19 protein-coding genes are annotated in these 22,337 nt (G+C 55.4%); 3 read left to right on the top strand and 16 right to left on the bottom strand.

Annotated elements, in window-relative coordinates:
• Positions 1–33: 33 nt before the first annotated feature.
• The 7 genes from GRI39_RS02820 to GRI39_RS02790 all read right to left on the bottom strand — a co-directional run bounded on the left by GRI39_RS02820 (position 34) and on the right by GRI39_RS02790 (position 9,283).
• Positions 34–2,364, bottom strand: coding sequence for an acetamidase/formamidase family protein (locus GRI39_RS02820; RefSeq protein WP_160738160.1), 2,331 nt, complete (start codon positions 2,362–2,364; stop codon positions 34–36).
• A 114-nt stretch (positions 2,365–2,478) separates the two neighbouring features.
• Positions 2,479–3,870, bottom strand: a complete 1,392-nt coding sequence (locus GRI39_RS02815) for a zinc-binding metallopeptidase family protein (protein WP_246204835.1) — start codon at positions 3,868–3,870, stop codon at positions 2,479–2,481.
• A gap of 2 nt (positions 3,871–3,872) precedes the next feature.
• Positions 3,873–5,147, bottom strand: a complete 1,275-nt coding sequence (locus tag GRI39_RS02810) for an MFS transporter (protein ID WP_160738159.1) — start codon at positions 5,145–5,147, stop codon at positions 3,873–3,875.
• 97 nt (positions 5,148–5,244) lie between these two features.
• On the bottom strand, positions 5,245–6,492 hold the full coding sequence (locus tag GRI39_RS02805) for an MFS transporter (protein WP_160738158.1): 1,248 nt from the start codon (positions 6,490–6,492) through the stop codon (positions 5,245–5,247).
• Between the two features lie 17 nt (positions 6,493–6,509).
• Complete coding sequence (locus GRI39_RS02800) at positions 6,510–7,166, bottom strand: cysteine hydrolase family protein (protein ID WP_160738157.1); 657 nt, start codon at positions 7,164–7,166, stop codon at positions 6,510–6,512.
• Positions 7,159–8,283, bottom strand: coding sequence for an LLM class flavin-dependent oxidoreductase (locus tag GRI39_RS02795; protein WP_160738156.1), 1,125 nt, complete (start codon positions 8,281–8,283; stop codon positions 7,159–7,161). The genes GRI39_RS02800 and GRI39_RS02795 overlap by 8 nt, the downstream gene beginning before the upstream one ends.
• Before the next feature lie 79 nt (positions 8,284–8,362).
• Positions 8,363–9,283: a ribokinase gene (locus GRI39_RS02790; RefSeq protein WP_160738155.1), complete on the bottom strand. Its 921-nt coding sequence runs from the start codon at positions 9,281–9,283 to the stop codon at positions 8,363–8,365.
• A gap of 170 nt (positions 9,284–9,453) precedes the next feature.
• On the opposite strand from GRI39_RS02790, the gene GRI39_RS02785 reads away from it, so the two are divergent.
• Positions 9,454–10,299 (top strand): oxidoreductase, encoded by an 846-nt coding sequence (locus GRI39_RS02785; protein ID WP_160738154.1) that lies wholly within the window; start codon positions 9,454–9,456, stop codon positions 10,297–10,299.
• A gap of 34 nt (positions 10,300–10,333) precedes the next feature.
• On the top strand, positions 10,334–10,930 hold the full coding sequence (locus GRI39_RS02780; RefSeq protein WP_343033276.1) for a nitroreductase family protein: 597 nt from the start codon (positions 10,334–10,336) through the stop codon (positions 10,928–10,930).
• Between the two features lie 70 nt (positions 10,931–11,000).
• Here the strand turns inward: GRI39_RS02780 and GRI39_RS02775 are convergent, their stop codons facing one another.
• Positions 11,001–12,080, bottom strand: a complete 1,080-nt coding sequence (locus tag GRI39_RS02775; RefSeq protein WP_160738152.1) for a TauD/TfdA family dioxygenase — start codon at positions 12,078–12,080, stop codon at positions 11,001–11,003.
• 310 nt (positions 12,081–12,390) lie between these two features.
• On the opposite strand from GRI39_RS02775, the gene GRI39_RS02770 reads away from it, so the two are divergent.
• The gene (locus GRI39_RS02770) at positions 12,391–14,775 is read left to right on the top strand and encodes a TonB-dependent receptor (protein WP_160738151.1); all 2,385 of its coding nucleotides are present in this window, start codon (positions 12,391–12,393) and stop codon (positions 14,773–14,775) included.
• A gap of 153 nt (positions 14,776–14,928) precedes the next feature.
• Here GRI39_RS02770 and GRI39_RS02765 read toward each other — a convergent pair whose 3' ends face one another.
• The 8 genes from GRI39_RS02765 to GRI39_RS02730 all read right to left on the bottom strand — a co-directional run bounded on the left by GRI39_RS02765 (position 14,929) and on the right by GRI39_RS02730 (position 22,334).
• The gene (locus tag GRI39_RS02765) at positions 14,929–15,231 is read right to left on the bottom strand and encodes a hypothetical protein (protein WP_160738150.1); all 303 of its coding nucleotides are present in this window, start codon (positions 15,229–15,231) and stop codon (positions 14,929–14,931) included.
• A 94-nt stretch (positions 15,232–15,325) separates the two neighbouring features.
• Positions 15,326–16,783, bottom strand: a complete 1,458-nt coding sequence (locus GRI39_RS02760; RefSeq protein WP_160738149.1) for a carotenoid oxygenase family protein — start codon at positions 16,781–16,783, stop codon at positions 15,326–15,328.
• A 13-nt stretch (positions 16,784–16,796) separates the two neighbouring features.
• Positions 16,797–17,669, bottom strand: coding sequence for an alpha/beta hydrolase (locus GRI39_RS02755; RefSeq protein ID WP_160738148.1), 873 nt, complete (start codon positions 17,667–17,669; stop codon positions 16,797–16,799).
• On the bottom strand, positions 17,666–18,772 hold the full coding sequence (locus tag GRI39_RS02750) for an NAD(P)-dependent alcohol dehydrogenase (protein WP_160738147.1): 1,107 nt from the start codon (positions 18,770–18,772) through the stop codon (positions 17,666–17,668). The genes GRI39_RS02755 and GRI39_RS02750 overlap by 4 nt, the downstream gene beginning before the upstream one ends.
• A 4-nt stretch (positions 18,773–18,776) precedes the next feature.
• Entirely contained in the window at positions 18,777–19,277 is a 501-nt protein-coding gene (locus tag GRI39_RS02745; RefSeq protein WP_160738146.1) for a nuclear transport factor 2 family protein, read from the bottom strand.
• 29 nt (positions 19,278–19,306) lie between these two features.
• On the bottom strand, positions 19,307–20,773 hold the full coding sequence (locus tag GRI39_RS02740; RefSeq protein ID WP_160738145.1) for an aldehyde dehydrogenase family protein: 1,467 nt from the start codon (positions 20,771–20,773) through the stop codon (positions 19,307–19,309).
• Positions 20,774–20,930: 157 nt separating this feature from the next.
• Complete coding sequence (locus GRI39_RS02735) at positions 20,931–21,893, bottom strand: MarR family winged helix-turn-helix transcriptional regulator (protein WP_160738144.1); 963 nt, start codon at positions 21,891–21,893, stop codon at positions 20,931–20,933.
• Between the two features lie 39 nt (positions 21,894–21,932).
• Positions 21,933–22,334, bottom strand: a complete 402-nt coding sequence (locus tag GRI39_RS02730) for a nuclear transport factor 2 family protein (RefSeq protein ID WP_160738143.1) — start codon at positions 22,332–22,334, stop codon at positions 21,933–21,935.
• Positions 22,335–22,337 lie beyond the last annotated feature (3 nt).

Below are 22,337 nucleotides of genomic sequence, written 5' to 3'. Positions count from 1 at the left end.
GGGCGGTGGAATATTCTCCACCGCCTCCGAGTATCAGGCGGTAAACAGGGCCTTGCGGATCACCGCATGAACGCCCCAATTGCCATTGGCCACCTGAGAAATTCCAAAGTCCACCCCAACGGATAAGAGCGAAATCGCCTCATCTTCATTGAGATCTTTGGTCGTCATCAAAAAGCGTCGGGCTTTGCGGAAAGCGTCGCGCATCGCGGAATCGACAGAGGCGCGCTTGTAGATTTCGCTCTGGGCATTTTCACCCAATTCCTTGAGATAATCGGTCTGGCTGAACCCCATGATGACCCATTCCTCATCCGTTTCGATCAACGGATAATCCAGATCACGCAAGTGATCGCGCATCTTGCCAGCCGGGTGATGGATCACCTGAATAAGCCCGGTCATCGAACATTCGATCGCCGTGCCACATAGCTCAGAATCGCCTTGTGAAGCGTGCGGATCGCCTAGCGAAAGCAAACCACCAGCCACCTGAACGGGCAAATAGATGCTCGCCCCCGGCCCGGTGCGCCAATTGTCCATATTGCCGCCAAAAGGGCCGGGCGGCACGGAATCCACCAGTCCATTATGGGCCGGCGCCAGAGCGATCACACCGAAATGGGGGCGAATTGGAATTTCGACATTTGCGAGAATATCGTAATTCCGCTCAATCGTGGCGGGATCGACCGGAACGCCGGGATAGTCATATCGCTCATGCACTTTACCAGACGGGTCGGTCTGGGGCGTCCAGCGAAAATTATAGACCGCATGGGCGGTGGGAACGCGCCCCGGATCGCCATTCACTTCATAAATGGTAATCACTTCGCGCTGATGCGGTTCAGTCAGCAGATCTTCAAAATGGAAGCCCCAATAGGTTGCCGCATTGCTGCCAAAGGCTTTGCCCTGAAAGCGAGGATTAGCACTTTCGCGCGGCTTCAACTCCAGAATTCTGACTTCGATAAGATCGCCAGGTTCCGCTTCAGGAATGGCAATCGGCCCGGTGCAAATATGCACGCCAAAGCCTTCCCCCGGCCCACGGCCAAGTGCGCTGGCATCCATCGGGCCTGCGCCACGGCGCTCAATCGCTTTGCTTTCCTTGGTCCAGTGATAGACGCCTTCTGCGCCCTTATCGCCTTCCACCATACGTTCAGGGTCATCATTGGCATGGTGAGTGAGTGTTTCGATGGTGATGTAATCGCCTGACCGAACGGTAAGGACCGGTTTCAATGCGCGATTGAAATAGCCCCAATGCACCGTTTCCGGGCTGACCGGTAAATAATGATGGCGGATATGGCCATCATCGCGGGGATCATCTTCAACCACATTGTCGGAAGCGAGCCCTTTTAGCTCTTCCTCAACCGCCTCATCCTTTGCTCCCTTGGCATTGGCCGGGCGGCCACGGCGGCGGGTCCGCTCCTCCTGCGCTTCATCGATATCAAGCATTTTGCGATATTCGCGCGGAGACATGCCATATTGTTCGCGGAATGCCCGGCTGAAACTGGCGCTATCGTTAAATCCCCATTGGAAGAGAATATCCGAAATCGATTTTTGCGCATGAAGTGGGCTGCGCAAATCGAGGCGGCAGCGTTCCAGCCGGCGAACCTTCACATAATGGCCGAAACTGTCGTCGATACTTTCAAACAATTTCTGCAGATAGCGTGGCGAAATGCCATGTTCCCCCGCTATCTGCTGATAGTTAAGGTTCGGATCGCTCAGCCGCATTTCAATCGTCTGAAAAATCCGCTCCAGCAATGCAGCGCGGACACCCGCCGCGCCACCCATCGCACGGGGGGAGGCATTGTCCATCAGGCTGGCGACGAGAAATTCCGGCAAAGAGAGCTCAACCGGTCCCAATTGGTCCATCGTCGCTTCGACAAGCATATCAGCCAATGCCCGCAGCATCCCGGAAAGAACCCGCGATGCCCCGCTTTCAGCGGCAATATGACGCGGCTGTTCGGGCATCGGTGTTTTCAACCGCTGGTCAATGGCAGCCTTGGGAATATGAACCAGTAGCAGGCGATGCTCACCCGGTAATTTATAGCGCACCACAGCGTCAGAGCGGGCGCAGATCATGTCGGAATCTTCGAGCTTCAGCTCGTCAACTCCGCTCAACACTTCGCCAGACCCATCAAGCAATATCGCGAGCCACAAGGAGCCAGGCGCATCGCTGAAATCAACGACATATTCCTGCGCTGTAGCCGTTATCCGCGTGAAGCTGATGCCTTGACTGCTCCTGACCTGCACGAGGTCACCGTAAAGCGAATCCTCGATCGCTGCCTGAACAGTGATGGAGAGGCGTTGAAGGGCAAACCGCCATGCTTTGAGACGGTCTTCCTTGGGATATGCATTCGTCGTGAAGCGCAAAGGTGCAACCATTTATTGAACCGATCAGGCCGGCATCATCATTGGCACTGCCCATTCGGACAGCACAGGAAAGAGGCTGACACGTTGCAGTGCACAAGTCAATTTGAACGCAAGGTCAGCAGTAAATCAGAACGGTGTTTCATTGTCACCATAGACGGTTGATGGCCCGGCACTTCCCTTGGGATCTTCACCCCGGCCGCACACCGCCAGCATGGTGAGAGCATAGACCAGAGCGGATGAAGCCATATCATCCGGCGTCGGCCGCCAGCGCGGCATTCCAGTCGTCAACGCCGGAATACGGTGCATGTTGAAGACATTGTGATCCCGCCACATGCTGGAATAGACCGGATGGGCCATTTCCAGCGCCACACCACGGCCGAGACGGGTTGCGGCATCCACTGCGCCTGCCAAAGCCGCCACTTCCTGCGCATTTGCTTCAAAACCGTGCCGCACGACAACCGGCGCAATGTCAAATTCCTGCACATCTACCCGACGCATAGCTGCCAGAATACCGTGCTGCGCGTCAGCAGCCTTCTGCCTTGGGTTAAGGCTCACTTCCACATAGAGCGCGCAAACTTCTGTTCCTGCGCCATATTCCAGCGGATTGCCGGCGCGCACAGAAGCGATCTGAACTTTTGGATGGGACACCCCACCCGGCCCTTCATAGACGCTGTTTGCTTCCCATTCCCGGCCCCATGCATGAAGAGCCTCAATCACCGGGCCTAGACGATAAATCGGATTGGGGTGCTGTGTTGCCACTTCAGGCGCTTCAAGAATGGGCGTGAACATGCCCTGCCCGAATATTCTTACGCGGAATACGGCATAGCCACCACCATGCCAGGTCGCGCCAAAATCGGTGCCTTCGGCTGCAATGGCATAATCTGGCGCGACCCCGCCGTGATGGAAGAGATAATGCGCACCGATATCTTTGCCGAGATAATCAATACCTTCATATTCTTCGATAGGCTCCGGTCCGATTTCACCCGGACAGGCGGTAAGCCATGTCTTTCCGGCAAGACCGATGCCCGCTTTTTTGAGCGCCTTGGCAGCGATCAGTGAGCAGGAAAGCGGCCCCCTGTCGTTGGAAATCGGATAGCCCCTTAAGCGGCCATCTTCATCGATCCAGCATTTCGTCCATTCGGGGTCGCGCATAGTGCTTTCCCGATAGCGAAACCGATCGAGCGTGCTATCCCCGCTGGGGCTTTCTGTATCAAGATGGGCGGTGAAAAGCAGGTTTGCCCCCGTACCCGTGCCACCATATTCCCCAATAATGTTGGGGCGTTCAGGTGTTGCGCCGCATCGCCTCGGGGCAAAACCTTCCCGGTCCATCCAATCATAGACATATTGAGCAGCTTCTGCCTCTTCTTTCGAACGAGACGGAATATTCCCCAACTCCAGCGCCAGCGTGACCAGTTCATCCTGATCGATCGCAGCGGCAATCGCATCGCGCTCTGCTTCACTCACCTTATAAGGCGAAGCATCAGGATGAGCGAAGCCAGACATATCCGTATCTGTCATTCTTACGCTGCCAATACTGGCTGAGAGGTTTGCACAGACGATGGGGCCTTGGCCTCCTGAAGTCTTGTTTCACTCAGCATTTCAGCAGGCGCAGCGGGACGGCGCATGATGGCCAGCAACAGCAGGAATATCGTTCCCAGAACCGCACAGCCAATGAAGACGAGCGAGAAACTGCCCGCCTCATCGCGCACCATGCCACCAAGAGCCGGGCCAATAGCAGCCAGAGTGGAAATCAGGGTCATGACAGAATAGAGCTCAAGATTGGGGCGTTTTCCAAACAGGTCGATCAGCAACATCGCCGTGCTGACATAGCTGAAGCCAAAACCGATGCCGAGGCCCAGCACTGCAAGGGGTAGTGTCAGCCAGCTCCCACCACCAATCAGAGCCAATGTGCCGATCACCGTTGCAGCCAGCGACAGCATCGCGAGATGACGCGGCTTCATACGTTCTCCGGCCACACCTGCCCCTGCAGACCCTACCGCACCGATCAACGCAATCGCGCTCATCACCGTGGCGGCACTTCCCATGCTGAGGCCGCTTTCAGACAAATGTTTTACCGCAAATCCATGAACCGTCGTGTTGATGAGCAGGAAAGCGGTATAGGCCCCCACCACGACATAGAATTGCATCGTTCGAAGAGCCGCACGTGCAGTCCAGCCACCCGCTGGCAATGGCTCTGATTTTTCTGCACCCGTATCGTTAAGCTGCGGGCGATCTGCGGTGACGATGGCGGCAAAAATGGACAGAACAAGCGCGCAGGCTGCCGCGCCATACCAGTAATAGCGCCAATCCCCCGTGAGCGATTGTGTCGCATAAACGAACATCGGCCCGGCCACAGCGCCAAGCCCCCCGGCTGTGAAGTAGATGCCAACGGCTGTCGAACTGCGGCGGAAGGAATGGGAAACGACATTCACCCCGGCGGTTGTGCCGCACAGCGCAAAACCAATACCAAGCAGGATGGTACCAACAAAATAGGTCATCGGGACATGCGCCAGCCCCATGCACATGAAACCCGTGGCGAGCACCGCCCCTCCCAGCAACATGGTTCTTGCGATGCCTATCGTCCGAATAGCCAAAGCTGGTGCCATGCTGGCCAGCCCGCATGAAAGGCCCAGAAAGGTAAAGCCAAGGCCCGCAACGGCCCAGGCCCAGCCCATTTCATCAATCATATAGGGAAGCACGACACCAAGGCCATTGAAGGTGCAGGCGTTGAGCATGAAGAAGAGTGCGCTAAAAGCGAAAAGCACGAGATATTTCACCGGGCCACTAAATATCATGGGTTTCACTCTCTTTCATTGCCAGCGTCTATCTAGGAATGAATGATTAAAGTGCCACAGTCTTGATCCGTGACGCCCTTCACCTTGGTGGTCAACATTAATGCCGCACCCTTACCCCCAGCCCTTTCGCATCCACCTTGGAGCGATAGGCCGGCAAAAGCAGCAACAACATGCTGCCAGCCGCCATGATCCCCATCGCAATATGGATCGCCGGACGGTATGTGTGGAATGTGTCGAATGCCATATCGAGCAGGACCGGGGTAGTGCCCTGCGCTGCAATCACAGCCGAATACATCACCCCCAGAATGGCGCCAAAATGCCGCAAGCCAAAATATCGTGCAATAAAGAACGGCAGTGAACCAAACTGGCACCCAAGTGAGATGCCAAGACATGTACCGCCAGCGATCAGAAAGCCTGAGGACGGGCCATATTCCAGCGCGAAAAGGCCAATAATAGCGAGTGCATACATCGGCACGATGATGCGTGGCCCACTGGATTTATCGAGCATTCTTCCAGTCACAATCTGCCAGATAGACCCCACCAGTGCCAGCACGCTCAAAACCGCTGTACCAGTGGCGAGGCTGAACCCACGATCCCCGACAATCGGCACCACATGGCTGAGGACGGCAGTGGAAATTCCGCCTCCTGCGGCAATGGCTATCATGATGAACCAGAAGGCTGGTTTGCGCGCAGCTTGCGAAACGGACAGGCCGTCAGCAGAATCCGCGCGCTCCTCCTCCACCTTACCAAAGCCCGGCGCATCTTTGAGGAACGCGAGATAGACCGGCGTCCCGACAACAGCGATGAGCAAAGCAATACCGACATAGCCCATTTGCCAACCGTAATGGCTGACCAGAACAGCGGCGAGGATCGGCAGGCAAACCGCACCGATACCATTCCCAAGCCCTGCACTGATCCCAAGCGCCGTGCCGCGATTTTCTCTGAACCATTCTGCCACCAGCTTGGAAAAGATCGCCGTGCTTGGGATGCCGCCAAAGATACCTATCGCCAAAAAGGTGGCGTAGAACATCGGCAGGCTGCCATTGCTGAATGCCAATGCGCCAACAGACAATGCAAAAAGGACATTGCCAATCAGCACCATCCGCCTTGTGCCATGACTATCCGCATACCGGCCTGCCAGCGGATAAACGATGGCGGAAGATAGCGCGATGATGCCCAGCACCACCGAAATGCTGGCGCGGGGCCATGCAAAAGCTTCAGACAGCGGGACCAGAAAAGTGCCGAAAACCGCGTGAACCGTTGCCGTGGCGCATAATGCGTTGCCAGTGATGGCTGCGAACAGGACCCCGCGCCGCGCGTTCGGTGAAGCAGTTGCAGCACTCATGGGTGCGGCCACAGCACTCATCTCTGCCAGGCCGCTTTGACAGCATCGGCAGTTGTCAGCAATGCGCAGTTCTTCTCAATCGCATTCAGTGAATGAATGTGAAACTGTTCATCATAGGCGTCACAGGCATCACTCACCAAAAAGACGTGATACCCAAGATGGAAGGCATCGCGCGCAGTACTATCCACACAACAGTCCGTGGTGAGACCTGTGATCACAAGCGTATCAACCCCTCGCGCCTTCAATTGCGCATCAAGGTCGGTGCCGGAAAAGCTGCTATAGAGAAGTTTGCTGATCTCAATTTCGCCAGCTTGCGGTTTAACGCGGTAATAATCTGCCCCGCCCCCTTCAGCGCGGCAAATGGCTTCTTCCCCCGGCCTGCCCCGGCGCTCCATCAGGGTTTTGAGCGCGATGGAATCGCTGTCCGGCGATGTAACCACACGCGCAAAGCCGATCGTAACGCCCACTTTTCGCGCAAGCGCCAACAATTCTTCAATCCGGTCAATCGCTATCTGCGCAGATGTGAGATCAACCCCCGCCTGCCCGATCAGACCTTCTGGCGAGGCAAAGTCTGTCTGAATGTCGATGACGAGCAAGGCTGTGCGTGCCGGAGAAATCATCTCAGGCAATGCAGCCTTGTCGACATGCGGCAGGTCTGAAACGGCGTCAGGCATCGACCGACGCCGGAACTTTTCCGGGAAAGGCTTCACGCAATGCCGGAAGCACTTCCTGACCGAAGATCGGAAGCGATTTGATGTAATCGGGGAAGATCAACATCAGCCCATCGGTATCGGCCGTGGCGAACAGTTCTGTCAGCTTCTCCACAATCGTCTGGGGCGATCCGGTAATATGCGGCGCCATGAAGCTGGAGCGTGCTTTCTTGGTGAAGTCATTTTCCTTGCCAATTTCATCATCAAGGAAACCATAGGCCCGCATCATGCCATGCAGTGCCTCTTCATCGAAACCTTCCCGGAAATGCTGCGCGGTCGCCTCTGCCTCAGCATCCGTTTTGCCAAAGACAATGGTCATCATCGAATAGGTGCGAATGTACCGCTCCAGCTCTGCCGCATCGGCTTTGGCGGCCGCGCTGGCCTCTGCAAGCTTCTTGGGGTCACCGCCGGACAGAAAGATCGCGTCCATTTCATTTGATGAAAAACGCATTCCCTTGGCCGATGTCCCTGCGCACACCGTGAAGGGCTTTTTCTTCGGCTTGGGCCAGGATTCGCAATCATCGAGCTGGAAATATGTCCCGTTCTGAGTAACCGAATCCTCGCTCCACAGGGCCTTGACCGCGCGGATCCATTCATAGGCCAGATCATAGCGCTGATCGTGGTCCACATCTTCGGGCCATGCGCCCATCTGGGCAAATTCGCCGCGATAAGAGCCTGTCACCACGTTCAGGCCAGCCCGTCCGTTGCTGATCTGATCCAGCGTTGCGATCATCTTGGCCGCCACACCCGGATTTTGCAGGATCGTGTGAATAGTGGCCCAGACTTTGACCTTGCTGGTCACTTCCGCAAGGCCAGCCATCGCCACCACGGAATCGATGGAGGAATCCCATTGATGGGTTTTGCCGCCGTAACCACGATATTTCGCCATCGCCATGATGAAATCCACGCCGGCTTCTTCGGCCAGAAGAGCGGCCTGACGGTTATAGGCATAGGAGCCATCAATCTCCGGCTTGTTTTCCGAAAGGATCCAGCCGCCATTCGCAATCGGCATGAAAACACCGAAATCCTTGCCGCCGTTGTCCGAGGGGATTCCATAGGGCGTTGGCGTAAACTGGGTCATTGAAAAAGCTCCCGTTGAGAATTCATGTTTAAACGCAAGATATGCTCATGCCACTTTTGTTCTTGATAATAGGCGCATGTTAAGTTGGTTCGCGCAGCTTCTCGGCCAGCATTTCATCGATCATTGCGCGCATGGGCATGGAAGGAACACCCCCTGCGACCTGTGTTGCCTGCGCGGCTGCGGCATTGGCGATCGGCAAGGCATCTTCCAGACGGGCACCTTCGTCCAGCAGGGCAGCCAGCGCGCCGACAAAACAATCGCCCGCGCCAATCGTATCGACCGGCACGACCTTTACAGCCGGTGCATGGCAGTGTGAATTGCGGCGCACAACGCAGCTCCCCCCTGCCCCAAGCGTCACGACAATGCTCTGATCATCGCGGGTAATCAATTGCCGGGCCGCAAGCGCATCATCCACCCCGTTCACCGTGTCCAATTCGGCATATTCGGCAAGTTCAGTCTGATTGAGGATCAATATGTCGGTGTCAGCAAACAGCGCCCGCGCCTCTGGAATAGCTGGCGCACAATTAAGCAGGCGCAGACCGTGCCCGACCCGGTCAGGATTGAAAAATGCCGCAATGGCTTCAATGGGAACCTCCAGCTGAGCGAGAAACACCCTTGCGTCCGGCGCTGCGCCGCCAATCGCATCTGCCGTGATAGCCATATTCGCCCCCGGAGCGACGATAATCTGATTTTCACCTGCAGCATCCAACGCAATATAGGCCATGCCGGTTGGAGTCCCGCTGGCGACATCTACTGGCAGGAGATGCACCCCATCGGTTTCGAGAATGGAGCGCATCCAGACGCCGTCCCCATCCTTGCCGACCGCTCCGATCATATAGGTATCAGCGCCAAAGCGGCTCGCCGCGACCGCCTGATTGGCTCCCTTGCCGCCAGGTAACTTCTCGGTGCTGCGCGCCAGAACCGTTTCACCCGGTCGAGGCAGGTTGGCGAGCGCCGCAATAATATCCACATTGATTGACCCGAGTATCTCGACCGCCATGAAAGCTCCACTTGTCTGAACATCGACCCATTCACGAAGCACGGCTGGGGACCAATGGGCAAGCGTAGAGCCATCTTATGCGCCTCCAGCCAAGTTTTGCGGGGTTGCTTGCAAAGAGCATGGCGAGACACTCCCGCTACTCTGCCTCCTCAATATGATAGGGAAGATTGATGAAACATTGGCTTATTACCGGCGTCAGCAGCGGGCTTGGCAAAGCGCTTGGTGAGGCAGCACTTCAAAAAGGTGATCGCGTCACGGGCACAATGCGCAAGATAGCCGATAAGGCGGCATTTGAGGCCATGTCACCGGAGCGCGCTACTGGTATCCTCATCGACCTGTCCCTTCCTGACCTCGCCAAATCCACCATCGAGGAGGCTTTAACCGAGCTGCCTCCGGTTGATATTCTGGTCAACAATGCGGGCTTTGGCCTGACTGGAGCGATTGAAGAAACGCCGTTCGATCAGATCCGTAACCTGTTCGAAGTCAATCTGATGGGGCCTATTGCCATGATCCAGGCCATCCTTCCCCAGATGCGACAGCGGCGGGCGGGCCATATCGTCAATATCACCAGCATGAGTGGCTTTGCGCCCTGGGGTGGTACCGGAGTTTACGGGGCGAGCAAATATGCCATGGAATGTATTGGCCAGACGCTGGCGCAAGAAGTGGCCTGCTTCGGGATCAAGGTCACAAACGTCGCTCCGGGTGGCTTCCGTACAGGCTTTGCCGGAAAAGCGCTGGCTGAAGCGGATTGCCCCATCAGCGATTATGATGAAACACCCGTCCGCCAGAACCGCGATATTCTTTTTGAAGGCGGCGGCAAGGAAAGCGGCGATCCGATACGCGGTGCACAAGCTATCCTGAAAGCCGTGGCAATGGAGGAACCGCCAAAACACCTCTTTCTTGGTAAAGACGCATTGCTCCACACACATGAACATCTGGAGATGGTTGAAGCAGAGATGGAACGATGGAAAGACCTATCGCTTTCCACGGCATTTGCTGCTGAAACCACCGTATGAGATTACCCAACCCCACTCATCACAAGGAAAAACAGTGAGCAGTTCCACCCCCCGCGTTCCCACTCACGATATTCACTCCATTTTTACGGACCGCTGGTCCCCTCGCGCATTTGACGGCAAAATGCTGGAGGAAAGTGCTGTCTTACGACTGATCGAGGCAGCACGCTGGGCACCCTCAGCCTACAATATTCAGCCATGGCAATTTTGCTATTCGCTGAGGGGTGATGAAAATTGGGATGCCTTTCTCGACATATTGATCCCGTTCAACAAAAGCTGGGCCGAAAATTCCTCCGCATTGATATTTGTGATCTCTGACACATTTACCCGCGAAAAGGATGGCTCGCCCAAGGCCATCTCCCCCAGCCATTCCTTCGATGCGGGGGCAGCATGGGCCCAACTTGCGTTACAGGCCACATTTGACGGGCTTCATGTTCACGGAATGACTGGATTTGATTCCGCCAAAGCCATCAAAACCTTGAACGTGCCGGAAGGCTACAAGGTAGAGGCCGCTATCGCGATTGGCACAATGGGAGATGCTTCAAGCCTGCCTGACGGCCTACGGGAAAGAGAAGCCCCAAGCGATCGCAAACCTTTAAGCGAGATAGCCCGTCACGGCCCACTTTCAGCCTGATCATATAACAGCCTATGCAAAGGGCGGCTCCTGCAAGAGCCGCCCTTCACTTTATCGCTGAGCTGAACAATCAGGAAATCATGCGCGGAACCGCGATTTCGCGGATTTTGAAATGGGCATCAGCATGTTCTGCACCGCCATCGCGCGGGGCTTGCCGATGCTGCACAACACCGTTTTTCCCGAAACCTTCCACCACAGGGCGGCCAGAATTGCGACTGAGCCAAAGACGAAGCAAATGCCGTTTACGCTGCGGTTCGGGATAGTCGAAAAATTCCGTGCGGCTGTGAAGTGCCGCATAGTTGGACAGCCATTGAATATCACCGGGGCGAAAATCCATCGCAATGGCCATACCCTCTTCATAGGTAATTGCATCAAAGAGTTCGAGGACTTCGATCTGTTCCGGCGTCAACTTTGGAGCTTCAGGATATTCCTGCGCGGTAAGAATATAGAGCGAGCCCGCATACATGGAGAATACCCCCTCCTCCATGCTCACAATGGGTGAGGTGTAGGTATTTGCAGGGGCTTCGTGATCCTGCCGGCGCCAATCCCAATGGAACGGCTCAAGCAGCAATGGGGCAAGATCCGGACGGCGGCGGACAATCTCATTATAGATTTCTGCGCCCGATACGAGGCAGGATAGCCCACCTTCCCGGGCTGGACGCAAGCACATCAGTGCCACAATATCAGAGCTGTCTGAATGATAGACCAGCTTATCTCTCACCTTGGAAGAAAGCGCAGTCGGGTCATCCATCGTCTTATCCGATGTTGCGTAAATATGATCCAATAGATCGCCCATTTCGTTCTGGCGAATAGGGTCCCCCATATGAAGGCCGAGGATGTAATAAATCGCAGAGGATAGTGCGTCAGAATACAAGTCCGTGCGAAGGCCCCGCACCAGCACGAAACCGCGGCCATAATCGACATCCTGACCCCACGCCTTCACTGCATCAGCACATTCGATCAGCGGATAGTCGCCTTTTTGCACAAACCGCAGATCAGGATCATCCGCCATGAATTTGTGTCCAATATTTTCCAATTCGGACAGTTCTGCATCGGACAGTTGATAGATCCAATCCTGCGATTGACTGAGCACATCACCACGCCAGGCCGCCTCGGTGGTCACTTCAGGCAGGGTTTCAATAACTGTCATCTGCTGTTCCTTCATACAGTGTCCGGATATGGTGCCCTGCGGCAAAAGCTGCCAGACCTGCACCCTATTATTCCACTTGAATTAGCGAAAAATCTATCAAACGTCTTGCTTCCTGGTGCAAAACAAGTTTCTCGCTCACGCACAATATGGTGCACTTTTCGACAAAACAGCCCGTTCATGACATAGGCGTCAACTACTTTTGCGCTCAAGTTCAAGACTGGATGACCAACCCGTGGCTCTATGCAACCATCAAACCGCACACACAGATGAGCGGCAAGGAGGATGGTATCCATTTTTGGGGGTTCAAGCGATGAAGAATGATTTTTGCACAAAAGCGCTGCTGACAACGGGGATATCCCTGCTCGCATTCGCGCCAGCTGCGGCATTTGCAGCGAGCGCTGAGGACGTTACCGCTGAAGCACCGGTTTCAGATGCAGGTGCTGAGCAAAGCCAGATCGGTGATATCGTGGTGACGGCTGAGCGCCGGAATGTGACGCTTCAGGACGCCCCACTTGCTGTCTCTGCCATCAGTGCCGACACTCTGAAAGAAGGCAACATCACCGACATCACTGGTCTTAATGGCGTAGTGCCCGGCTTGGTTGTCGCCAAGAGCGGCGGCGGTGAACGCATCATCACCATTCGCGGGATCGGTTCCGAAACACCCGAAAATACCAATTCTCAGCCCGGTGTCTCCTACCATGTCGATGGCGTTTACATCTTCAACTCTATCGCAGCGAGCGCGGCCTTCATCGATGTGGACCAGGTTGAAGTGCTACGCGGTCCGCAAGGTACTATGTTTGGTCAAGGCTCAACCGGCGGCACGATTAACGTCGTAACCAAAAAGCCCAAACTTGGCCAACCAAGCGCGGACGGGCAGGTCGGCTTCGGTAATTACGGTTACCTTCAAGGGAACATGGGCCTCAATGTTCCAGTCGGTGACACATTCGCCGTCCGTGGCTATGTTCAGCATACTCAGCATGATGGCTATGCCAAGGCAACCGATGTCGTCGATATTGGTGATTATGCGCTGGATGACGAAAAGAACACTGCATGGCGTCTGGCCACGCTATGGGAACCAACCAGCAACCTTTCCATCATGCTCAATGCCACGCAATATAATAGCAATACGCATGGCACGGCCCAGAAGAACATTCTTGATCCCAATCCAGACCCGCGTGAATTGACACAGGACTTTCCCAGCAAAGCAATCGTCAATACGCAGCTCTATTATGGCACCGTGGCGCTTGACCTGGGCTTCGCGACTGCCAAGTCCATTACCAGCTATCAAAAGCTGCATAGCGAACAATCATGGGATGCTGATGGCCTGACAGCCGATCTGTTCGAGGCAGAAACATACAGCCCGCTGACCTTTGGCGGTACGCGCTATGACCATGTGGCCGCATGGGAAAGTGACACCAAGAGCTGGACACAGGAATTCAATATTTCCTCCAATGGCTCCGGTCCGCTGTCGTGGATTGCTGGCGCTGTTTATCTCAAGTCGACCAATGAACAATATGTACTGGAATTCCGCGGCAGTGACGACAATCTCGTGCCGCCAGTTTTGCCACGTGATACGGAGGTCGGCACGCCCGCGCTTGATACGATCACCTATGCCGAGCTGTCTTCAATCACCCGGAAAGCATGGGCCGCTTATGCGCAGGCGACTTATGATATGACCGATCAGCTCAAGCTCACGGCAGGGCTGCGCTACAACCATGATAAATACACCGGTGAAAGCGCAACCAATAGCGACGTTTATGCATCTGGTCCGTTCCTTCAGCCAGAATCTACAGGCGGTTATTCCACTGCAGAATGGACCGGTAAGCTTGCACTGGAATACTCACTGACACCGGATAACATGGTTTACGCCAGCTTTACCCGAGGGTTCAAACCAGGTGGTATCAATAGTGCGGCTTCAGGTGGCAATTCCATGTCCATCAAGCCGACCTACAAGCCTGAAGTCGTCAATTCCTTCGAAGTCGGGTCAAAGAACAAATTTCTCAATCGCACTGCTCAGTTGAATCTTTCTGCCTTTTATTATGATTACAAAGACATGCAGTTTCTTGAAGAAGATCCGATGCTGTATGGTGAAGGCACCAGCAACGCCCCCAAGGCCGAAATCTACGGTCTGGAACTGGAAGGCCTGTGGCTGCTGAACGATCACTGGAAAATCGACAGCTCGGCTTCATTTTTGAAGGGCAAGTTCACCGAAGATTATTATGCTCTCGATCCGGCAGAAGCATCCGCTGCGCAAATTGCCGCTGGCTTTCCAGGCTATCTCTATTGGATGAATTTCAACGCGGCAGTAGAAGCACGTGATGGCGCTCGCCAGAATATCAATGGCAACAAAGTCCCGAAAATTCCGAATTTCTCAGGTCAGGCTGCCATCACCTATACCAATCGCATAGCTGATGGTGATTTTACCGCGCGTGCGCAGATTATCTACCGTGGAAAGTACAATTACCGCCTGTTCAACAATTCAGAATATGACATCACACCATCTTACAAACAGGTCAATTTGTTCTTCAAATATGACCCTGAACAATTGCCGGTAGATTTTTCTTTCACTGTCACCAACCTCTTTGACGTAGCTGGTGTCAATTCCCGTTTCTCAGACCCTTATGGCAGTGCCCAGACGATGCAAACCTATATTCCGCCACGTCAGGCCATCTTTACTGTCGGATTTGAATTCTAATCCACTCCGGCCATAGTTCTGCGACGCGGCACACCTGTGCCGCGTCCAGTTCTCTATTACCAATCAGTAAGTTGTGGCACCAAAACGACGGCCAGAATGCGGATCGGTCTGGTGCAAGCTTTCCTCATCCTCTCGTGATATCGCCTCCGGTTGTCAGGAGTGCTGGGGAGCAAGCTCATCTGCCGAACCCATCTTCTGTTCGCCTGCAAACAGGCGATCCAGCCGCGCACGCGCATCCCTGCGATATTCCTGCTTATTGACAGCCCGCGGGGCGCAGACCACAATCTCATCTGTAATAGCCTCTTTAATCCGGTCGATCGCAGCATCGCTCAACACATCGACCTTCCGCAGTTCCAGGCAGAGTTGCAAAAGGCCAACGGCCGTAGCTTGGGCGCGCAGCCCCACATCGGTCAGATCGTAATGCAGTTTTTTCTGTTCACCAAGGGCAATAGTCATTCAAGGCTCCTCTCGTTTGCCGATTGGTAGCCGATTTTACCCTGCTGGTCACTTGCAAGTTTAAGACAAAACTGTCTGCCTTCGCGATCTCCCTTCAGACTGAGCCGGAACTCAGTTCATAAGGATATTGGCCGCTGGCAAGCGTTTCAGCCGAAACCCATGTTCCGTGGAAGGTCGAGCGCACCCGCACAGGCAGTTTCACCGTGGCAACCGGCCCCGCTTCAATATCCAGCGCGTCAAGCACGACCAGATCGCTGCGCCCTTCCGACACACGTGAAACCGGCACCAACAGCCAACCATCCCCTTCCAGCGCATCGGGCCTGCGAGGCACGAACTGGCATTCCTGCACGGTGTCCCCCGGCCCCGGAGACCAGACGTCAAGTTTACCCGTCTCCATATCCAGCCGCCCGGTTGAGCTTGAGCCATCGGGAGAGCGGTAAACGATCATATAACCATAGCGATAAGGCCGCCCCTGATAGCGATCATCAGTGCGCGGCATTTCGCAACTGACTTTCAGCAGGGGCTCTTTCGCAATCGCACCATCATTGCTGGCAAGGTCAAGTGTCATCCGGGTGAGGAAAGGTGGCACAGGCGGCGTCACTTCACCTTGCGGAGTGGTGAAGAAGGGGAAGCAATTGCCTTCATAAAGGCACAGATCAAGGTGAACCTTACTCCCCTCGCGCACCGCATTCATCATATGGCCGGCGCTACTGGCCGGACCTTTGAACCAGCGAATGCCACTGGCATCGCCATTGCGCGGTACGAGCGCAATATGGGTGTCCTGATCAGGGTTCCACTGAAAGTAATTTCCGCCCTTCTTCACCACATCCATATCGGTGATGAGTGGGAAGAAGGGGAAGACAATCCATTCATCTGTCACCGCAAAATCATGGACACAGGCCGCATAGGGCATTTCGAACCACACTTCATTGGCAAGCTTCCCATCCTTATCGAACAGGTAATAGACGATATCCTTCGTACCATCCCCGCGCGCCTGATATGCAAAGGCCAGCAGTTCGTTGGTGATCGGATCGAGTTTTGGATGCGCGGTGAAGGTTCTGGCACTGATCTGGCCATTCATGTCGCTACGGCCAATGGTGGCCAGCGTATCGGGGTCAATCTCGTAAGGGTGATCGTCCTCCTTCAGCGCATAGAGATGGCCTGCATGGAACATCGCTGTGGTATTGGCTGAGCCCATATTGGCATTCGCTGCTTCAGGCGCATTGGTATAGCGATTGCGATAACGACCAAACAGGGCGCGCCTCGCCCGGGCTTGCATTTCATAACGCTCGGTATGAACCCAACGACTGCGATAGCTAACCTGCCCATCTTCGAAGCGGAACATGTGAAACATGCCTTCCCCATCGATGAAAATGTCGTCATCTCGGCCTGAGGGGTACTGCCAGTCCGCACCATTGCGGTAGAGCGTGCCTTCAAGCCCCTCCGGGACTGCCCCCTGAATGACCTCCAGCCCGTCAATCGTGCTTTCGCTGCGCATGGGGCTACCCCATCCCTTGAACAGAGCATTGTCGGAAAATCGGATCGGTTCCATGGTGGTTCCCTTCTCAAACCGTCTGCGAAGCGATGAAATCAAGAATGACCGGCTCCAGCGTCGCGCCAGGTGAGCCTATTTCAAGCGCGGGAGATAAATGGTTATGCCCGCTCAGATAATGGATCGGCGGATAGCGGCCGGTCTGTTCCACATGACGCGAAACAAAATGCCCAGCCTGTTTCTGAAAGTCCGGGACATCAAACTCAGCCAGGCTCGCCATCCATGGTACAGAACTTTCGATCAGGCCCTGTGCAGAAGAACAGGCGGGATAAGCTGCTTCATCCTCGCCAAAATAGGCTTGATGAAAGGCATTCGCATCGGCGTTGGCAATGTCATAGATGCAAGACAATAGCAGTGCCCCGGCAATGCCCGCCCCGCCCGTTCCATGAAAGCAGGAATGAGCAAGGTAGCTTGCCACATGCACGGCCCCGGCAGACTGACCCATCAGGAAAATCCGCGCAGGATCGCCGCCAAATTCCGCGATATTTTCATGCAGCCAGGTCACGATGGAGGCCATGTCCTCCGGCCCGGACGGCCAGCGATGAGCGGGTGCGAGACGATAGGTCACCGTCACCCCGACCATGCCGTGTCGCGCAGCAAAGTCTCCGACATTGTCGTAAAACGGCCAATCGTCTGAGCGCTTGTCCCCCATCACGAAGCCGCCACCATGGACATATACCAGCACCGGCGCATCGCGCGTGTCAGCCTTGTGGAAGATGTCCAGCCGATGCCTTTCATCAGAGCCATATTGATGATCACGCGAAATCACTGTGTCGGCCGCGCATCCACCATAGCTGGCAGCAAAAATCCTTTGCGTGCCCTTCATCATGTCCGGCGTCAGATTGCAGCCCAGGGCGCGGATTTGCTTGCGAATATCGGGGGTCATGTGGCTCCTCCTTGTGGCAGGATAAGCACCGGCTTGATCACGTGCCCCTCCTCCACATCATGAAAGGCTGTAGCAATCTCTCCAAAAGGATAGGTCTTGATCAGCCGGTCAAAGGGGAAGCGCCCCTGCTGCCAATAGTCGATCAATTTGGGCAAGAAGAGTCGAGGCGCTGCATCACCACCGAGAATACCGCGCAATTGCTTGCCCCCTGCCAGCATGGGAAACATCGGGGCGTTCCACGGCCCCAGCGGCGCAGCAACAAACCCGGCAGTGCCATTCATCGCCAGCACTTCCAGCGCAATGGAATGGACCGCTTCCGCATTGGTGGTGTTAAGTGTAAATTCCACGCCGCGTCCGGTGATCTGGCGGATCTGCTGCACCGTATCATCACCCGTCGCCAGCACGGTATGCGTTGCCCCCAAGCTGCGCGCCAGCTCCAACCGCTCCGGATTGATGTCCACCGCCACAATATGCTGCGCGCCCACCAACCGGGCGGCCATAATCGCGCTCAACCCCACCCCGCCGACACCAAACACCGCCAACGATTGCCCAAAGCCAAGTTGAAGCGCTTCAATCACAGCACCCGCGCCGGTGATGATCCCGCAGCCCAATGGCGCGAGCAATTCCAGCGGCAGACCCTTGGGCACTTTGACGGCAGTGCGTTCGGGCACAATCGCATGGCTGGCAAAGGAAGACTGACCGAAGAAATGCGAATGCAACACCTCGCCATCAGCGCACAGTGCGGTCGATCCCTCCAGCCGCTTCCCACCAAAACAAAGCGGCATGGCAAGGTCGCAGTAGGTCGGGCGATTGGCGAGGCAGGAGGGGCAATGCCCGCAGGAACTGCCAGACAGCACAACATGATCGCCCACCGCAAAGCCGTTCACGCCTTCGCCCAATGTCTCGACAATACCGGCCCCTTCATGGCCCAGCACGATCGGATGCGGTGCATGGCGGCCGGGGTGCTCGTGCAAATCCGTGTGGCAAATGCCGACGGCGTGAATGCGGATGCGCATCTCGCCTCGGCCTGGCTCACTCTGCTCCACCTGTTCAATCTTCGGGAAAGGCTCTCCAGGGCGGCTGACAGCAGCAGTGATATGCATTGCTCTAACCCCGCACCGGTGGGGGTGTATGTTTGGGCCGTTCTGCCATCAGAAATTCGCCCTTCCACGGCACCTGATCGGCTTCGGTCCAGGCATTTACTTTCAGTGATTGAAAGCGCCACGGGCCTTCACGGTTGGTGACATGATCAACCCTTGTGCCGATGCCGAAAACGAAATTGGTGCGGTAATCGGTCTGGAACTGAATAATCTGGAAGAAGCAGCGCACATCCACTTCGCCATCTTCAGCGCGTGGCTCCATGATGAAATGGTTCATCAGATGCTGGCGACCATACCACCAATGCTGCCGATCATTCCAAAGCGAGTGCAAATTCTCCGCAATCGCTTCATGGCCTTCCACACGCCCCTGCCAAAGGTGATCGAAACCCGCATCCTGCGTGAAGGTGGAGAGTGCCAAGTCGAGATCAGCCAGATCGATCCCCCAGGCATAGCGCGCGTAAAGCTCCTGAATTTCGAGCCGGTCGAGCGCCGTCAATTGCCAAGCCATATCTCATCTCTCTCCCTCGTGGAAACGGATCACCCCTTTGAGGGTGGCGCCGCTCCCAAATGATGATCGTCCATAATATCAGCTACCGGGCCATGCTGGGTCATCAGCGCCTTGCGCCGGACAAAGCGCAGGATCGATTCCGGGCCTGTTCGTGATCCCCCGAGGCCTGACACGCCGAAGCTGTCCGTTCCGATGGTGCGGTTCTTCCCGAAGGTCAGGAAACTATCCTGCATGAACACGGCACCAGCATTGATCCGTTCAGCAATCGGCAGCGCCTCTTCTTCGCTCCCCGCGATCACCGAGGCGGTGAGGCCAAATTGCGTATCATTGGCGAGCGCAATGGCCTGTTCTACCGTGCCAAAGCGCATCACCGGCAAGCACGGCCCGAAAGTCTCTTCACGCATGATGGCCATGTCATGCGTCACATCGATGAGAATGGTCGGCCGCATGTAAAGCCCACCGCCGATATTTTCGACCTTCCCGCCCGTCAGGATCGTGGCTCCCTTCGCCACAGCATCAGCCAGATGAGACGTCACGATATCCGCCTGCGGAGCGAAGGTGAAAGGGTGGAGATGCCCGCCACGCGGGTTGTCTGCATTCAGGCGAACAGCCTGTGCCTTCTCAACCAGCAGCGCCACGAAAGCATCGTGAATGCTGTCCTGCACATATACCCGCTCAACTGAGAAACAAACCATGCCATTGGCATGAACAGCGCCCCGCAAAACCGCCGTAGCCGCACGCTCTAGGTCAGCATTCTCTGTAACGATCACCGGATCTTTCCCGCCCAGTTCAAGGAAGCAGGGGATCAGCCTTTCAGCGCAGCGAATAGCGATGTTGCGCCCGGTTGCCACGCTGCCAGTGAAGCACACGAGATCCGCTTTATTGACCAAGGCCTGTCCGGTCTCGCCATCACCAAACACAAAGTCGAACACCGCTGCCAGCTCTGGCACAGCACGAACGCTGTCGAACAAAGGCCCGGTGAAGCGTGGGGTCACTTCGGAAGGTTTGAGCAACACTGCAGAGCCAGCAAACAGTGCCGGGATCGCGTCCAATAGCGCCAGCATCATCGGCGCGTTCCATGGGCTGATCACACTCACCAGTGGATAGGGCACAAGCTGGGAGCGCACCTCCACTTGCGGCATGGATGTGGATGGCCCGTGAAAAGCGGCCCGACCCAGTGCCGCTCTGGCATCTTCGATCCAGCCGCCAATATTTCCCATGGTGATGAAACCCTGGAGATAGGACGTATGGCAGCCGCCTGTATCGGCAGCATCAGCTTCGGCAATGGCATCCTTGCGTTTGGCCACTTCTGCCAGCCAGCGCTGCATAACATCAATCCGTTTGCTGAGTGGCAGAGCCGCCCAGCCAGCCTGATTGGCTCTCAATGTCGCAGCCTTGGCACTGACTTGCGCCGGTGTTGCCACAGGCCAATGCGCTTCGATCAATCCATTGCGCGGATTGCGCAGGGGCAAGCTCCGTGCCTCGCCATCAGCCATCGCAATTCTCCCTTGGCCTGAAACTCTACATGGCTTCTGACCATTTCGTCCGACATAGTTGTATATCAGCAAAAAGAACTGTCAAGCAGGCTAATAATTGATCTGTCAATTACACTAAAGCAGCCGCAATTCTGCGCCAGCCTTCTTCAGAAAGCCGTCAAAGGCTGTCTATCGCCCCTGGAAAGCGCAACAAATGGCTATGGGATTTCACGATTACACGGAGTTGGTTGATCAGGAATGCCTTATCCTCAGAAGAGACATTCTCGAAACTGGCACGCTCGGATTCATCCATCAATTGGTGAACGGTTGCCAACGCTTTCCCCCCCTCATGGCTCAAGCAAAACAACCGTGCACGTCGATCCTGTGGACTTGTCGCGCTCTTGAGCAATCGGCGTTTCAGCAACCCCCGGATAATCACCGCGCAAGTGGATGGGTCCAACCCAAACATTCGCGCAAACTGGATCTGCGTGATTGAATCGCGCTTGGTCAGAATGAACAGCAAAGAAAATTGCCGAGCGCTAAGCCCAGCACCTTGCGTTGCGGTTACAAAATGCGACTGCATAGATTGCAGCGCTCTCCTCATCAGAAAACTGCTCGCCTCATCCAGAACAGCTTGCGCACTCTCCTTGGCCGGGTGCCATAGGGGAGCAGGGCCAAGCGGATCGCAGCCAAGTGTCTTTAAGATGCGCTTCAACCGAAGCAGTGATGCCTCCTCTAACGGGCTTTCGAACTGTCGCTGTAAATTTGCAAAATGTTCCGATATTTCAGGCAATATCAGCTTGGCATCCGACGTCAGATGAACCTGCACCCGTCGCCGGTCCTGTTCACAATCAACCCGCTTCACCCAGCCGCGTGCCTGCATATTATCGAGAATATAAGCGGTGGTGGACTTGTCCACACCGGCCGAGCGGGCCAGCGTGATCTGTGCCATCGGCCCCAGCCTTTCCAGCAGGAGCAGCAATTCGGCTTGATTGAGTGTTACCGTCTGGCAAAGTGAGGAAAAGAGCGCGGTGGTAATCTGATCGACCCGGGCTAACAAAAAGCCCGGCTTGGCAAGAAAATGTGCCATGATCCGCACATCTGCTGACATCGAACCAGAATCAGAATTTTCTTTTCTCATACCCAAAGGCTCCCCCTCCCCCGGTAAGTTGACAAAGCATCACGCCAGACGTCTAAACCCTGCTGAACGGATGCGTTGAAACAATCCTGCTTCCATATCATAGAAAACGAAATTTACGCTCTGCCGCTTCACCCATTTCAACAAGGGGCCGGTCGGGAAATCCGGCCAATCTTCATGCGGGGTCAGAGTGGTGCAGATCTCAGCGGCACAACGCTGCTCAGACCCGATGAAAGACAGGCATTCAATCCGTTCATCCAGTCGGCTGCGTATATTGCGATAAAAGTCGAGCACAGCCTCGCGCCCACGCAGCGTAGCTGCCCTGCCCGCAAATTCGACATCTGGCGCATAATAGGCTCCAAACCCGGCAAAGTCTGCCTGATTGAAAAGCTCAACATAACGCACAAACCAACGCTCTGAGCCGATGGTAAGAGAGTCCGTCACTTA

This window comes from Altericroceibacterium indicum, assembly GCF_009828105.1.
Lineage (GTDB): Bacteria > Pseudomonadota > Alphaproteobacteria > Sphingomonadales > Sphingomonadaceae > Altericroceibacterium > Altericroceibacterium indicum.
This window is presented reverse-complemented; position numbering and strand designations above follow the sequence as displayed.